Here is a 14,450-nt window from a genome sequence, read left to right on the forward strand (position 1 = left end):
CGTCGCTCCTCGTCGAATATGCTTTGGCATGTCCTTCCTCGTCGCTCCTAACCGCGGGCCAAATCCGCTCGGACCACAACGGCGAAATGGATGTCAACAGGCCCTAGATCAGGCTCTCGCGGCCGATGAAGCGGTGGCGGATGCGCTCGCAGATCAGGTCGATCGACGCCACGGTCACCAGGATGATGAGAAAGAGCGCGGAGATGTCGGTGTAGTACTGGAAGGAGATGGCGGTGCGGATCTCCTGTCCCAGGCCGCCGGCGCCGACGAAGCCGATGATGGAGGAGGAGCGCACGTTGATCTCGAAGCGCAGCAGGGTGTAGCTCACGTGGTTGGGCAGCACCTGCGGCACCACCGCAAAGCGGACCATCTGCACCCAGGAGCCGCCGGCCGCGCGCAGGCCCTCCAGGGGCTTCATGTCGATGTTCTCGTTGACCTCGGAATAGAGCTTACCCAGCGCGCCCATGGTGTGGACGGCGATGGCCAGCACCCCGGCCATGGGCCCGATGCCGAAACAGAAGACGAAGATCAGTGCGTAGACCAGCTCCGGCACCGTGCGCGCGATCTCCAGGAGGCGCCGGCAGACGAAGAGGACGGGCCGGTTGTTCATCAGGTTGCGCGAGGCCGGAAAGCTCAGCAGGAAGGCGCCGATGACGCCGAAGACCGTCGCCAGAAAGGCGATCAGCATGGTCTCGACCAGAAGCTTCAGCCACAGCTTGTAGGGCAGGAACCATTCGGCGAAGTCGGCGCCCAGGGTCTCCCACCGCAACACCGGCAGGATCTTTACGATGAACTCATGCAGCCGCGGCAGGCCGTTCCAGATCTTCACCGGATCGACCTCGCCGATGACCATGGCCACCGCCAGGCAGGCGGTGAAGATCAGCAGGAAGAGGGCATCGAGGCGCCGCTTGCGCCGCCGTGCCGCCGCATAGGCGTCGTGGAAGCGGGCCACCGCATCGCTGGTGGCGGCGCCGGCGCCCGGAGAGAGGACGAGATCGGCCAAGGTCTTACCGTCCGCGTGTTGCTGGGGCTGGAAGCAAAGAGGGACCGCCGGCACCCCGAAGAGCGCCGGCGGCCAGGCCGCAAATCATTCAGCTACCGCGGTTGCGGCGGATCTTGCGGATCTCCTCACGCATCTCGACGATCCACTGGTAGCGGTCGTGGTTGACGCGGATCCAGCCGATCTGCTTCGGGTTGGCGGTCATCGCGGCGAAGGCTTCCGGGTCCTTCTCGGGAATCTCCATCAGCAGGGTGGCGATGTCTTCCTTCATGGTCTCCGGCAGGTTCTTGCGCGCGGTGAAGGGGCCGGAGGTGATTTCCGGCGACTTCCAGATCGGGCAGATGACGCCGGCTTCGAGCATGCCCTTCTTGACCATGCGCTGGGGAATCCCGGATTCCTCGTTGGTCATGTAGGTGGCGGCGGCGTCGAACTGGCCATTGCTGACGCCCAGCACCCCGGTTTCGTGGGCGCCGGAGAAGGGCGTGGCGCCGAAGTAGGTCTCCGGATCGTAGCCCTGCTTCAGCAGGTTGTAGTAGGGCACGGCATAGCCGGAGGTGGAGTCCGGATCGGCGAAGGCCAGGGTCTTGCCCTTCAGGTCTTCGATCTTCTCATAGCCGCTGTCGCAGCGCACGGTGACGATGGAGTAGTAACCGGTGCTGCCGTCGGCCTGTTTGCGGGAAACCAGAGGGTCGACCCCGCCGTTGGTCTCCGTGTAGGCGGCGGCATAGGAGGAGGAGCCGAAGAAGGCGAACTCGATCTGGTCGGCGGCGATGGCCTGGATCACACCGTCATAGGAGGAGGCGGTGTAGATCTTGACCGGCAGACCGGTCTCTTCTTCCAGATACTTCTTGAACTTTGTGTAGCGCTGGATGCGGTCTTTCTCGTTTTCGCCGGAGAGGATGCCGAAGCGCAGCTCCTTGAAGTCCGACTTCCAATCGCCGGCCAGGGCGGTTTGGCCGGACAGGCCGGCGGCCAGGGTCACGGCAAGGGCGGCGGTGCCCAGAAAGGTCCTACGAAGCATGGATCAGTTCTCCTTCGACTGGTGAATGGGATGCCAGACACTGCGGCGTTCCGGCCGGCAGCGATTGGATGGGACGGGATGCATGGGGTGCTGCCGCGGGCGGTGGCGGCGGCGTCAGGCCGAGAGCACGACCCGGTCGGGTCGGGGCTCCTGTCCAGCCCGCGGCCCGATCTCTGTGCCGTTAAGCTGTCCGCTGACCGGTCTGTCCTCCGCCGCGAAGCCGGGAAGGGCTGTCGAGGTGACGCTCTCGGAGATCGCGTCCTCTTCGCCGGCGGCGCCATAGATGGCGTGGACGGCGGCCTGGGTCAGGGCCTGCGGCGCGCCGTCGAAGACCACGGCGCCCTGGGACATGCCGACGATGCGGTCACAGTAGCTGCGCGCCTTGTCCAGGGTGTGGAGATTGCAGATGACGGTGATGCCGTCTTCGCGGTTGATGGTCCTGAGCGCCTCCATCACGCGGGTGGCGTTGCGCGGATCGAGGGAGGCGATGGGCTCGTCGGCCAGGATCAGCTTGGGCTCCTGCAGCATGGCGCGGGCGATGGCGACCCGCTGCTGCTGGCCGCCGGAGAGCGTATCGGCGCGCTGCAGCGCTTGGTCTGCCAAGTCGAGCCGGTCCAGCGCGGCGATGGCCAGCGCCCGTTCGGCCGCGGTGAAGTGCTTGGCGAGGGACGAGAAGGTGCCGTGGCGGTTGATGCGTCCGATCAGCACGTTGGTCAGCACGTCCAGCCGGTTCACGAGATTGAACTGCTGAAAGATCATGGCGCAGTCGGCCCGCCAGGCGAGCAGTTCGCGGCCCTTCAAGGTGGTGACCTCCGCGCCGGCGAAACGCACGGCCCCGGCGGTCGGTTCGAGAAGCCTGTTGAGCAACCGCAGGAGCGTCGACTTGCCGGCCCCGGAGCGGCCGATGATGCCGATCATCTGACCTTCGGGAATCTGCAAGGAGACGTCGTCGACCGCGGTGGTCCGGCCGAAGCTCTTCGAAAGTTGACGGATTTCCAGCATCTGCTTCCCCTTCATCGTGGGCCTGGTCCCGCTGGCCGCCCGCCGCCCAGGCAATGGGGTCCGGCGCCCGCTTGAGCCTTCGGGTTTACGACAGCTCCGCCCTAACATCCGGTTGTCTAGACAAATTCTCCCGGTTCCAGGTTGTCCAACAAACGGCCCTTGTTTTGAAAGATCTCAGCGGCGCTTTCGGCGCCCTGCCACAGCTCCTTGTGCAGGCGGTGCGGTTTTCTCCGCCGGCCGCCTTATCGCGCAAAGAGGTTCTCTTTGTTCAACGCGCAGGACTCTATCAATTGGGCGATGACACAAATGTGACGCTGCGATCATGCTTCTGGGTCATTCCTGTAGCGCCCCACGCGGGTCTTTCTGTCCCTTGGGCGTGGCGCAGCCTTCGAGCACCAGTGTTTCCCCAAGCCAGACGAAGCGTACCAAGGCGTTGGTCGCGACCTCGTAGGTCGGCATGATCCGCACTTCGACGTGTAGCATCAGCGACATGAAGATCAGCTTGCTGAGGCCGGTCCAGATCCGCTCCGGCGAGAAGTCGTAGACCGTTGGATCGAGGCTTCGATGGACCCAGAATGCGCACAGCGCCTCTGTGAGCCTGACCACTGGTGAGTGGCCATGCTCGTGACATGGAAATTACGGCTTGGATCGAAGGCCGCAAGGATCAAGACCCTACAAAAACCAGAGTTCTCGCACTGGCTCAGCTACGGAAAAGACAGGCACTCCGGTGTACGCAGGGGTTGCTTCACGGGAGCACGGCTCGGAGAAGTCTGTGGCGCAAGTGCAAGCTGGTCCCTTAATTTGGTGAATGCGATAATCGAGCATTTCAGATGGCTGAAACGCGCATGGCGCGCATACTAGTGATCTGATATCATTTATTGATTGCTATTTGCGAGGGCTCTCAGAGGTATCGTGCGACCAGTGATCACCGCCGAACCAATCGGGATTCCAGTGAGATGGTTTAAGAGAGCTTTCGCCGTGCAAGAGCGTAAAGAACTTGAACCCGGCGCCCTGTTGGAGCGAGCAGTTACCTTAGCACGCCAGATCGACAACCCGTTTGAACGTGCTGTCGCCCTGGCCGATGTATCACGCTACCAGGCGGAAATGGGTGATAGGTCAGGCGCGATGAGCACGGTTCAAAATGCGCTTGCGGGTGTGGGTGGGATACGGTCAGACGCTTGGCGTGAGAGGGCGTTGGATTTTATTGCCCGTTCCCAGACTGAGATGGATGATCAAGGGGGAGCGTACGCCACCGCATGCAAAATTCAAAACGCATCGCTACGCGCCGCCGCGTTCGTCAACGTTGCCGAGGCTCAAGCAACAGCCGGTGACGTGGTCGGAGCGCTCGCAACAGCACACAATATTGACGATGCATCGTTGCGCGCCGCCGCGCTCGTTTTTATCGCCGAATCGCAAGCAAACGCCGGTGACGTGGCCAGCGCTCTCGCAACGGCGCATGGTATTGCCGACGCATTCTGGGGCGCTGCGGCGCTCGCTAAGATAGCTTCTGCTCAAGCTGGCTTGGGAGATTGGGAAGGTGCAATATCGACTGCGCGTAAAGCTCTTGCCACCGAGCGTCGAATAGCTCACGCATCCAGGCCAATCGCGGGTCCATCCTGGCGAATCTCTAGTGCGCCCTGGTGCCGAATTGCTGACTCGCCCTGGTCTTGGCAGGCTTACTTGATCACGGGAATCGTCGAGGCGCTGGCAAAAGCAGGTGACGTGGATGGAGCGCTCGCAACCGCACGCGACATCGACAATGCATGGTCGCGTGCCACTGGGCTCGCTACCGTGGCCGCAACCCAAGCCGAAGTGGGCGATCGGCAAGGTGTAGTGTCAACGATGCGCGAAGCGTTCATCGCGATAAACGAGGTCGAAGATGCGGCGATGTGCGCCGGAGTGGTCTGTGTACTGGCAGAGATCCAGTTGAAAGTGGGAGACCTAGCAAAGGCATCGGAAACCGCAGAAACGATTCAGAGCCAAGCCCTGAAGGCGACGGCGTTGGCCGAAATCGCCCGCGCCAGGGCGCAGGCGGGCGACCGGCAAGGCGCGGCCGACACATTCCGAGATGCGCTCGCCCACGCACCCGAGGATCAGCGAGGTGCAATCTTGGGCATCCAAGCAGAAACAGGCGACGTGGCAACGGCGCTGAAAAGTGTAGAGGCGATCAAGAGTCACGCCCTGCGGGCGATGGCCTTGGCCGAGATTGCCGCACGGCTTGCCGCAACACGTTGAGTCCCATCTTGCCTCTATCGGAGAGTAGCGCAAACCGTGGGCTCTCACTATCCATGAACGACTAACGGGCTAAGCCTTCGCGGTGGAGAAGAGATAGCCGGCGCCGCGCACTGTCTTGATCACCTGCGGCTTTGCCGGGTCGCTTTCGATCTTGCGGCGAATGCGCGCGATGCGAATATCGATGGATCGGTCGAAGGGCTCCCAGTCGCGGTTGTGGGCAAGGTTCAGAAGTTGATCGCGGGTCAGCACGCGGTTGGGATGGTCGGCAAAGGCCTTCAGGAGATCGAATTCCATGGAGGTCAGCGGCACCTCGGTGCCGGAGGCCTCGAAGAGTTTGTGAGATTCCAGGTTCAGGGTGTATTCGCCGAAGCGAACCGTGCGCACCGCCGTGCCGCCGTCGCCGGCGGTCTCCTCCTCCGCCTGGGAGGCGCGGCGCAGAACCGCCTTGATGCGCGCCAGAAGCTCACGCAGGTCGACCGGCTTGGCCAGGTAGTCGTCGGCGCCCATTTCCAGGCCGACGATGCGATCCACCACTTCGCCCGCGGCGGTCAGCATGATGATCCCGACATGGGTGTTTTCGCGCAGGAAGCGGGCAAGGGTTAGGCCGTCTTCGCCGGGCATGCGGATGTCCAGCAGAACGAGATCGACGTCCTTGTCGTCGATCACCTCGCGCAGACCGTCGCCACCATCGACGGTGGTGACCTCGAAGTCATGGAGTTCCAGGTATTCCCCGATGGTCTCGCGAATGCCCGGCTCGTCATCGACGACGACAATGTGCTTCTGCCCCTGCATCTCAAAGGCTCCTGAACTCGCTGTCAGCATAAGGTTCATTTGTGCAATCCCGCCGCTCCTCGTTTTTCATCGGTTTTCGGTTGCGGCGGTTTGGTCATCAAGGGGACGGTCGTCCTGCCGTCCGAGAATCTGGTCGACGAGCTCGCGCACCTCCTCCAGGCTGAAGGGCTTCTCCATGTAGGGGCGGTGCACCCTCTGCAGGAAGACCCGGGCCGAGGGGCTCAGCGTGTCGCCGGAAACGAAGGCGGTGCGACTCAGCAATTGCGGATCGCGCCGCTCCAGGGCGGCATAGAGGCTGGGGCCGTCGAGCCGCGGCATGCGGACGTCACTGAGGATCATGTCAAAGCTCTGGCGGTCGAGCAGGGCCAGTGCCTTCTCCCCGGAGTCGGCGGTTTCCACTTCATGGCCTTCCGCTTCCAGGATATCGGCCAGCATCTGGGCCACGTCGGGCTCGTCATCGATGATCAGCACCTTCGCGCTGGTGCCGGACCCGGCCGGCGTCGGCTTCGCGCTCGGGCCAGGCTTTCCTGCAGGTTCGCCGCTGGCCGGGAGGCTGACGGTGAAGACCGCGCCCTTGCCGGGCTCGCCCCCGACGCTGATGCGGCCATCGTGAGCCTCGACGATCCGGTGGGTCACCGCCAGGCCGACGCCGGTGCCCTCGCCGATGTCCTTGGTGGTGAAGAAGGGATCGAAAATGCGGCTGCGGGTCTCCTCGGGAATACCGGGGCCGGAGTCGGCGATTTCCAGGAGGATCTCCTCGCGGTGCGCATCGTAGCGGATGGCGATGGCCAGCCGGCGCTCGCCCTGAACCTCCATCATGGCCTGCTGGGCGTTGACGATGAGGTTGGTGACCACCTGGTTCAACTGGTCGGGGTCGGCATGAATCGACGGCACCGCCGGATCGAAGTCCACCGCCACCTCGATGTTGGCGGTGCGCAGTGAATAGCCGGTGACATCCAGGGTCGCCTGGACGATTTCCTTGAGGTCCACGGCCCGGCGTTCGGGCGGGCGCTGGCGGGCCATGGCAAGGAACGACTTTACGATCCGCGAGCAGCGGTCGGCGGCGTTGCCGATCTTGGTCGCCCGCTCGACAATCCGCGGATCGCCGGCCGTCTCCTTCATCAACTGCGCATGGCCGACCACGACGGAAAGCGGATTGTTGAGCTCGTGAGCGACGCCGGCCAGAAGGGAACCGAGCGCACTCAGTTTTTCGCTCTGGTAGAGCGCTTCGCGCTGGCGTGCCATCTCGGCTTCCACGGCGCGCCGCTCGGTGAGGTCGTAGGCGCTGGCGACGACCATCTCCTCACCCTGATACTCGATCAGGCTGGAGGTGATGGAGACCCAGATGTGGTTGCCGTCGGCCTTGCGAAACTGAACCTCGAAGCCCTCCAGAGTGCCCCGCTCGCGCAGCAGCTTCAGATAGCGCTGGCGGTCGCGCGGATCGACATAGACATCGCGCACGTAGGAGGGCTCGCCGGACTGCTGAAGCTGTCCGAAAAGCACCCGGGAGGCGGGGCTCTCATAGATGATCAGGCCGTCGCTGGCCCGGGTCATGGCAACCGGCACCGGCGAGGCCTCGAGGATGCTGCGGACCAGGTTCTCGCTTTCCCTGAGGGCGCGTTCCATCTCCTTGCGGGCGGTGATGTCGGTGCGGGTGACCACGATCCCGCCCTGGCGTGTGGGCTGGTTGGCGAACTGGAACCAGCGCCCATCGGACTGCTGGAACTCCATGTCGGTGCCGAACTGCATGCGCAGGCGCTTGCGTTCCTCCAGCCATTCGTCGACCCGACCCTCCGCGCCGACGTACTGGCCGCGCTCGGCGCCGGCGCGGATGAAGTCGATCCAACGCACGCCCGGCTTCAGGATATCGGTGCTCAGCTTGTTGAAGTCGCGGTAGCGCTGGTTGCAGGTCACCAGGAGGTCGTCGGCATCGTAGAGCGCGAAGCCCACCGGCAGCGACTCCACCGCGTCCTGAAGGGTTTCCTGGGCCTGGCGGATCTGGGCCTCCTTCTCGCGCTGCTCGGTCAGATCGACGACACCGCCGATGGCGATGGTCTTGCCGTCGATCTTGCCGAGACGCGAGAAGACGGCGCCCCAGAAGACCGAACCGTCGGCCCGCCGCAGCAGCGTTTCGCGACCGTCGAGACGGCCTCGTTCCATGAGCTCCGCGGTGCAGCGCACTCGGTCCTCGGGATCGGCGTAGGAGCGTTCCGACTTGTAGAGCTCGGTGACGGGCCAGTCGTAGCCCAGCAGCGCCGCCGCCTCCGGGCTGTGGTAGAGCACGATGCCGGTCTCGACGTCGGTGAGCCAGAGCGGGAAGGGATTGTTTTCAACCAGCTCGCGGAACTGCTGCTCGCTTTTGCGCAGCGAGATCTCCGCTTCTTTCAGCTTGGTGATGTCGGTGCGCACATAAACCCGTCCGCCGCCGAGGAGGGGGTGGGTCGTGGTTTGTTTCCAGCCGCCGCTCTTCAGCTCGAACTCGATGGGTTCGCTTTCGGACTCGTGGATCTGGCGGCGCCAGACTTCGGTAACTGTGGGCAACTGCCCCTCGGGGTGGCCGCCGAAAGATTTGAACAGGGGCATGGCACGGCAATAGGTCTCGTAGGCCGTGGTGCCGACCATGGTTTCCGGCGTTTCGTCATAGAGGTCTGAGTAGGCGGTGTTGCAGAGAACGAGTCTTTCTTCGGCATCGTAGATGGCAAAGCCGTTGGGCATGCTGTTGACGGCGTCCTGCATCAGCCGCCACAGACGCTCGACCTCCGCTTCCGCGGAGACGCGCTCGCTGACATCGCGCAGTTCCGCGACCAGCGCCGGCTCGTCGCCGAAGTCGATGATCGAGACCAAGGCTTCGACCGGGAGTTCCCGGCCGTCACAGCTCCGCGCCATGAGGTTCAGCGGCGCAGCAACCGCCTGCGCGTTTTCCCCTTGCAGGAGGTCGTCCACGGTCGTCTGAAAGGCGTCCTGGCTTTCCTGCGTAAGGATCGCGGATTTTAGCAGCGTGGTGTCGGTCTCTGCCGTCTCGCCGAGGAACAGGGTGCGGGCGGCGTGGTTGGACTCCAGAATCCGCCCTGCGCGGTCGCACAGAAAGATCGGATGGAGGGCCTGGTCGATGATCGTCTTGCATTGGGCGACGATTTCGTCCCGGGCCAGCGCCGCTTTGCGTTCCTCCGTGATATCGAGGATACAGCCGCTGACCAGCAGCGTGCCGTCGGGCGCGGCGGGTCCGGCCGGCGACACCGACATCTCGTCGCGGAACCAAGCGTAGCGTTTCGCGCCGAAGGCGATGCGGTATTCGGCGGTGGCCGAACCGGTCCTTGCGGCCAGGGCCAGGGCTTGCTGGTAGCCGTCGCGGTCATCGGGGTGCAGCAGGGCGGCGACGGGGTCGTCACGGCCGCAAAGGTCGTCGGGGCGCCGGCCGATGCGCTGTTCGGCAGCGGTGCTGACGAAGTCGAGAACGAGTCGGGAGCTCAAGATCCGGCCGTGGTAGAGCACGATCGGCAGACGCGCCGCCACGAGGTCGAGCAAGTGCTGCTCGGCCCGGTCAGGCAGCTCCACAGAGCGGGGGCTTTCGGGCCTCGCCCGCGCCATCGCCTTGCCTCCTGTTGCGCCTTTTTGTTGCCTGTCCAGGGTGACAGGAGAAGCCGGTCCATGACACTGCGTCAGACCGGCCGTGAGGCAGAGTAGCCGAGGGCTACACCATAGGAAAGAAGCGAAGGATCCGTGCGGACCCGGCGCAAAGGCCGCGCCATTGTCCGCTGTTGCCTGCCATGGTTGTTGTGAGGGACCTGCCACCGTCCTTGCCTACCCCGATGAATGTCTACCCCGTTGACTGGAGCCTTGCCGCGTTCGGCCCGGTCGTCAGGAAACCGGACCAATGCGCCACCCAACGCACCGGCCCGGCTCATCCCGATCTAGCGCCAAAGGCTGTGGGCTCGCCCGCGGTGGCCATGCAATTGCTCCTCGACTTCATATGCGGTGCTGATGATCGACGAGCGGTCCAAGCCGATATCCCGCAGCATGTGGTCCTCGAGGGCGGAGAGCTGCACCACGGTCCTGCGGACCCGCATGCGACGCGCGGTGGGACCGAAGACCTGTTGTGCGATCCCCGCGGCAGTGTTCACCACCTTCTGCACCAGGGAGGGTTTGACGGCTGCGCCGAAAGGACTTGCAGGCCGCACGCCCGGCAAGACCATTGGCGAGCCAAAGACATCAGAATTACTCATCGCTCTGCTCCTTGACTGAAAAGTGAATGCTTGGTTCGCCCATCCGGCCGACTGGACCTCCGCCTCCCGGAGACCGCCGACCGGCGTGGATGCCAGATATAGGAGCGCCCTGTTTCGCCAGGATTTCGCGACAAGCGGCTTTTGGTATCAATTGTTCGCTACCGGAGCGCGGCGCTTTCGCCGCGCGGTGCCGGGGGTTGAAGGCGGAGGAGCGAGAGACGGCCGGCAGGACCGGCGCAGCATCGGCGGACAAGGCCGCTTATTCATGATATTCAACGACTTATAGGAAGTCTTCGAGGCGAAAGGCATGCCGTCGTATTCAAGCATTTGCTGAACCGTCACCCTGAAACACTTGAAACAATTCCTGTCGCCCGTGCCTCAGAATCTCTGAAAAGCGATCGCAAGAGCCTCTGGCGCCGATTGTCTGCTCTACAGAACGCGTCGGCCGCTTGCCGGTCGCCTCGGCAGTTGTAATCCGTTAACCTTTCGTCAGAACCGGTGACCCTAGAGTTGGCACTGCCATTTGCGGCCGTTCGCTGCGACACTGGCGCCGGCGAGGTGACGGGAAGGAAGACGTCTTATGAGGCATGGTCGGCAAGAGAGCAGGACGGGTCTGGCTGGCCGTTTGAGCGGGTGCCTTCTGGGCGCGGGCCTGCTGCTGCTGTCCTTGGGTTCCCCGGCGGCCGCCCATCCCCATGTCTGGATCGATTCCAAGACAACGCTCCTCTTCGACGCAGAGCAGCGCGTGGCGGCCTTGGAGATCGTGTGGCGCTTCGATGAGTTCTACAGCATCTATGCGATCGAGGGGCTGGACAAGAACGACGACGGCGTCCTGGAGCCGGCCGAGCTGCAGCCCCTGGCGAAGCTGAACGTGACCTCTCTGAAGGACTACCGCTACTTCACCTATGTTCGGGCGAATGGCCGGGATACGGCTTATGGCGAGGTCGTCGACTACGGCTCGCGCTTCGAAGACGGCATTCTCAGCCTGCGTTTCGTGCTGCCCCTGAAAGAGCCCGTCGATCCCCGCCTCGCCCAGCTTTCCTTCACCAGCTTCGATCCCAGTTTCTACATCTCGATAGAGCCGCAGCCTGAGGCGCCGGTGGTCCTGTCGGGCGCTGTCCCGGAGGGCTGCAGGGTCCTGCTGGACAGGGGTGACGAGACCGAGTCCCTCAATCTTGCCGAATCCCTCTTCGTCGACGCGACGGCAGCCGACAGCATCGCCGCGGAGTTTGCCTCCCGCGCGGCGCTTGACTGCGCCACCTCCACGGGCATGCGATGACAGCCGCATTCCCGCGGCCCGGCCGGGCTCTGCGGCTTGGGCTTGTCGTTGCGTCGCTGCTGTTGGGGGTCTGCCTGATCGCCGGGCCGGAGGCGCTGGCCCAGACCTCTTTGGTTCCGCCGCCGGACGCGGCAGCCGAGGAGGCGGCGCCGAGCGGTCCCTGGCGCTCTCTGCAGCTCTATGCCGCCCAGGTTCAGGAGGACCTGCGCCGGCGGCTGCCCGGCGCCTTTCGCATGCTCGAGGTCGACGCGGTGGAGGGCGCGGCGCTGCTGGTCTTCCTGAGTTTTCTTTACGGTGTCTTTCATGCGGTCGGCCCCGGCCACGGGAAGATCGTGATCTCCACCTATCTGCTGGCCAACGAGAGCGCCGTGAAGCGCGGCATCCTGCTGGCCTTCCTGGCCGCACTGGTGCAGGGCCTGGTTGCGGTCGTTCTCGTCGGCGGCCTGAAGCTCGTCCTCGACGTGACCAATCGAACCGTCGATGCGGCCGCCGAGATCCTGGAAAGCGCCAGCTATGCCATGATCGCGCTGGTCGGCTGCTGGCTGCTCTGGTCGTTGCTGACCCGGACAGGGGCCCTGCTGGCCGGCAACTCGGCCGCAGCCGGTCCGGAGATCGGCCATGGCCACGCCGATTCGGAGAACCCGGCGTCCTGCGGCCACAACCACACGCTCGACCCCGCCCTGCTGTCCCGCGGCGGGCTCGGCGCGAAGGCTTGGGGCATTGTCGCCGCGGTCGGCCTGCGGCCCTGCCTGGGCGCCATCCTGGTTCTGGTCTACGCTACCTTTCACGGGCTCTTCCTGGTCGGCGTCGCGGCCACGGCGGCGATGTCCCTCGGCACTGCGGTCACGGTGTCGGCGCTGGCCGTGATGACGCTCTACTCGAAGCGCCTGGCGATTGCGGCTCTGGGCGGACGTAGCCGCTGGGTCGACCGCGCCTATCAGGTCCTCGGCTTTGCCGGCGCGCTCCTGCTGATCCTGCTCGGCGGCCTCCTGTTCTTCGGCTCACTGGGCGGCTCAAAACCCTTCTGAACCGACGACGGTTCATTATCCTGTTGTTTTTTCTATCAAAATCTGAAACTCGTCCTTCTGTGGTAATCCTCACAGACCCTTCCCACGACCCGGCGTAGTGTCCTTCTCGACGGACATTGGTCCAAACAGCCATGAAGGCGACCTGCTGGACCGGGGAGACTTTTGTCAAACCGAAGGGGTTGGTGGACAAAAGGGGAAGGGAGAGCACCGTTATGTCAGAAGTAAACACGCTATTGGTGGGACGTAACCGCCTGTTCCTGGAGGGGCTGAAGAGCCTCTTGAAGGGGAGCTCTTTCGAAGTCTGCGGCGAAGTGGACTGCGTGACGGCAATCGAAGACGAGGTTGCCGCTGCCGGGGAGCTCGATCTGATCCTCATCGAACTGCGCGGCGACATCTCGCTGCTGGTGGAGGATCTGCGCCGGTTGCAGGACGAGATGCCGGATACACCGGTTGTCGTGCTGACCGACGAACGGGACCCGCGCACCCTGGCCGCCTGCTTGAATGCCGGCGCCGATGCCTTTCTGCTGAAGGACATCTCGCTGGAGGCGCTGATCCACTCGCTGAAGCTGGCCATGATGGGCCAGAAGGTCATGCCGACCGATCTGGCAGCGGCCTTAATCAACGGCGCGGTGGGCGTTGCCGCCCTCGGCAACAAGCGCATCGAAGAGTACGGCCTGTCGGACCGCGAGCAGGAAATCCTGCGCTGCCTGGTCTATGGCGATGCCAACAAGGTGATCGCCAACCGCCTCGACATCACCGAGGCGACGGTGAAGGTCCACATGAAAAGCCTGTTGCGCAAGATCAAGGCGGGTAACAGGACGCAAGCCGCGATCTGGGCGCTGAACCACGGTTTGGCCCCGGGCTTGCCTCTGGGAGGTGGGGCCGATCCCATGTTTCCCGCTTCCAACGGGGCGCCGGTTCTCTCTCAGCTGACCGGATAAGCGTCAGCTCTTTGCAGGGCGTCAGCCGGCCTTCGGGCCTATGGCCGGCGCCACGACCGGCTCCCTTTCCTCACGCTTCGGCGGTCGGCTGCCTCGGTGGCCGACCGCCTCGCGCTTTCTCTTTTCCCAACAATCAGAGCGTTTCGTGTTTTGACGGCACCGGCCCGCTCCCCCTCCCGGCCACCCATAGGATACTGGCGCTGGGTGGTCGGGAGGGGGAGCGGGCTGGAACCGCTTCGACGCAAGTCGGATCTAACCGCCGACCTGTGCCGTCCAGGCATCGATGGACCCGCCGCTGCCGGGATAGACGATGATCGCCCCCCGGCCGGAACCGGCGGTCACCATGTTGGTCCAGGATGCGATGGTGGCCGCGGTGCGCTGGCTGGTGAGAAAGCTCGGGGTCGAGGATCCGCCACTGCGCGGCGCGAAGAAGGGATTGAAGATCCCCGCACCGTCGACCGGGCTGCGCCGGAAGCTGCTGCCGCGCCCGGCAAAGCCGGGAAGGAAGGGGTTGGCCTGTGCGGTGACGAAGGCGTTGGATCCCGGGCCCTCGAAGACGTCGACCAGGGCACCGCTGGGCCCGCGCAGCAGATTGTCCGGCGTCAGGCCGAAGATTTCCTTTTGCAGGATCGCCTGCCGGCCCGCGAGGCTCATGCCCGCGCCGCCGCTGCCGCTGAAGGAGAAGGGCCGGTTGTTCCACTGGGCCTTGGCCTCCGGCACGGCGGTGGCCATTGCAAAGGCCAGGAGCAGGCCCGCCAGGCCAAGCTGCGCAAAGCGACGGCCCTTCGGGCCGGATTGAGTCCAGGATTGAAAACGGAGCGCCATGTGATGACTCCCAAGGTGAGCGATGGAGCGCACCGTCGGGCGTCCGCGGCTCACCGGTCCAGGAGCGAGCCTGCGGACTTCCGGGATGCGTAATCTATCACTTT

Annotated in this window: 12 protein-coding genes; 4 read left to right on the top strand and 8 right to left on the bottom strand. The window is 64.2% G+C overall.

Features of this window, described 5'->3' with window-relative positions; translation table 11 throughout:
* Positions 1-103: 103 nt before the first annotated feature.
* From phnE to Q0996_RS23800, 4 genes are all read right to left on the bottom strand, one after another.
* Positions 104-1,003, bottom strand: a complete 900-nt coding sequence (gene phnE, locus Q0996_RS23785; protein WP_299626091.1) for a phosphonate ABC transporter, permease protein PhnE — start codon at positions 1,001-1,003, stop codon at positions 104-106.
* An 88-nt stretch (positions 1,004-1,091) separates the two neighbouring features.
* The gene (phnD, locus tag Q0996_RS23790) at positions 1,092-2,021 is read right to left on the bottom strand and encodes a phosphonate ABC transporter substrate-binding protein (protein ID WP_299626094.1); all 930 of its coding nucleotides are present in this window, start codon (positions 2,019-2,021) and stop codon (positions 1,092-1,094) included.
* 114 nt (positions 2,022-2,135) lie between these two features.
* Positions 2,136-3,038 (bottom strand): phosphonate ABC transporter ATP-binding protein, encoded by a 903-nt coding sequence (phnC, locus tag Q0996_RS23795; protein WP_322096798.1) that lies wholly within the window; start codon positions 3,036-3,038, stop codon positions 2,136-2,138.
* 318 nt (positions 3,039-3,356) lie between these two features.
* Complete coding sequence (locus Q0996_RS23800; protein WP_299626097.1) at positions 3,357-3,629, bottom strand: hypothetical protein; 273 nt, start codon at positions 3,627-3,629, stop codon at positions 3,357-3,359.
* Positions 3,630-3,944: 315 nt separating this feature from the next.
* Here Q0996_RS23800 and Q0996_RS23805 point away from each other — a divergent pair, with 315 nt between their 5' ends.
* Positions 3,945-5,258 carry a lipopolysaccharide assembly protein LapB gene (locus Q0996_RS23805; RefSeq protein WP_299626100.1) on the top strand — a complete coding sequence of 438 codons (1,314 nt, stop codon included), beginning with the start codon at positions 3,945-3,947 and terminating at the stop codon, positions 5,256-5,258.
* Between the two features lie 69 nt (positions 5,259-5,327).
* Here the strand turns inward: Q0996_RS23805 and Q0996_RS23810 are convergent, their stop codons facing one another.
* From Q0996_RS23810 to Q0996_RS23820, 3 genes are all read right to left on the bottom strand, one after another.
* Positions 5,328-6,050: a response regulator gene (locus Q0996_RS23810; RefSeq protein ID WP_299626103.1), complete on the bottom strand. Its 723-nt coding sequence runs from the start codon at positions 6,048-6,050 to the stop codon at positions 5,328-5,330.
* A 66-nt stretch (positions 6,051-6,116) separates the two neighbouring features.
* On the bottom strand, positions 6,117-9,638 hold the full coding sequence (locus tag Q0996_RS23815) for a PAS domain S-box protein (RefSeq protein ID WP_299626106.1): 3,522 nt from the start codon (positions 9,636-9,638) through the stop codon (positions 6,117-6,119).
* Positions 9,639-9,961: 323 nt separating this feature from the next.
* On the bottom strand, positions 9,962-10,273 hold the full coding sequence (locus tag Q0996_RS23820; RefSeq protein ID WP_299626110.1) for a DUF1127 domain-containing protein: 312 nt from the start codon (positions 10,271-10,273) through the stop codon (positions 9,962-9,964).
* A 625-nt stretch (positions 10,274-10,898) separates the two neighbouring features.
* Here Q0996_RS23820 and Q0996_RS23825 point away from each other — a divergent pair.
* The 3 genes from Q0996_RS23825 (at position 10,899) to Q0996_RS23835 (ending at position 13,521) form a co-directional block, all read left to right on the top strand.
* On the top strand, positions 10,899-11,552 hold the full coding sequence (locus Q0996_RS23825) for a DUF1007 family protein (protein WP_299626113.1): 654 nt from the start codon (positions 10,899-10,901) through the stop codon (positions 11,550-11,552).
* Entirely contained in the window at positions 11,549-12,580 is a 1,032-nt protein-coding gene (locus Q0996_RS23830; protein ID WP_299626116.1) for a nickel/cobalt transporter, read from the top strand. Before Q0996_RS23825 ends, Q0996_RS23830 begins: the two co-directional genes overlap by 4 nt.
* Positions 12,581-12,792: 212 nt before the next feature.
* Positions 12,793-13,521: a response regulator transcription factor gene (locus tag Q0996_RS23835; protein WP_299626119.1), complete on the top strand. Its 729-nt coding sequence runs from the start codon at positions 12,793-12,795 to the stop codon at positions 13,519-13,521.
* A 252-nt stretch (positions 13,522-13,773) separates the two neighbouring features.
* Here Q0996_RS23835 and Q0996_RS23840 read toward each other — a convergent pair whose 3' ends face one another.
* Positions 13,774-14,346, bottom strand: coding sequence for a hypothetical protein (locus tag Q0996_RS23840; RefSeq protein ID WP_299626122.1), 573 nt, complete (start codon positions 14,344-14,346; stop codon positions 13,774-13,776).
* Positions 14,347-14,450 lie beyond the last annotated feature (104 nt).

The sequence above is a fragment of the Pelagibius sp. genome, assembly GCF_028289705.1.
Classification (GTDB): domain Bacteria; phylum Pseudomonadota; class Alphaproteobacteria; order Kiloniellales; family Kiloniellaceae; genus Pelagibius.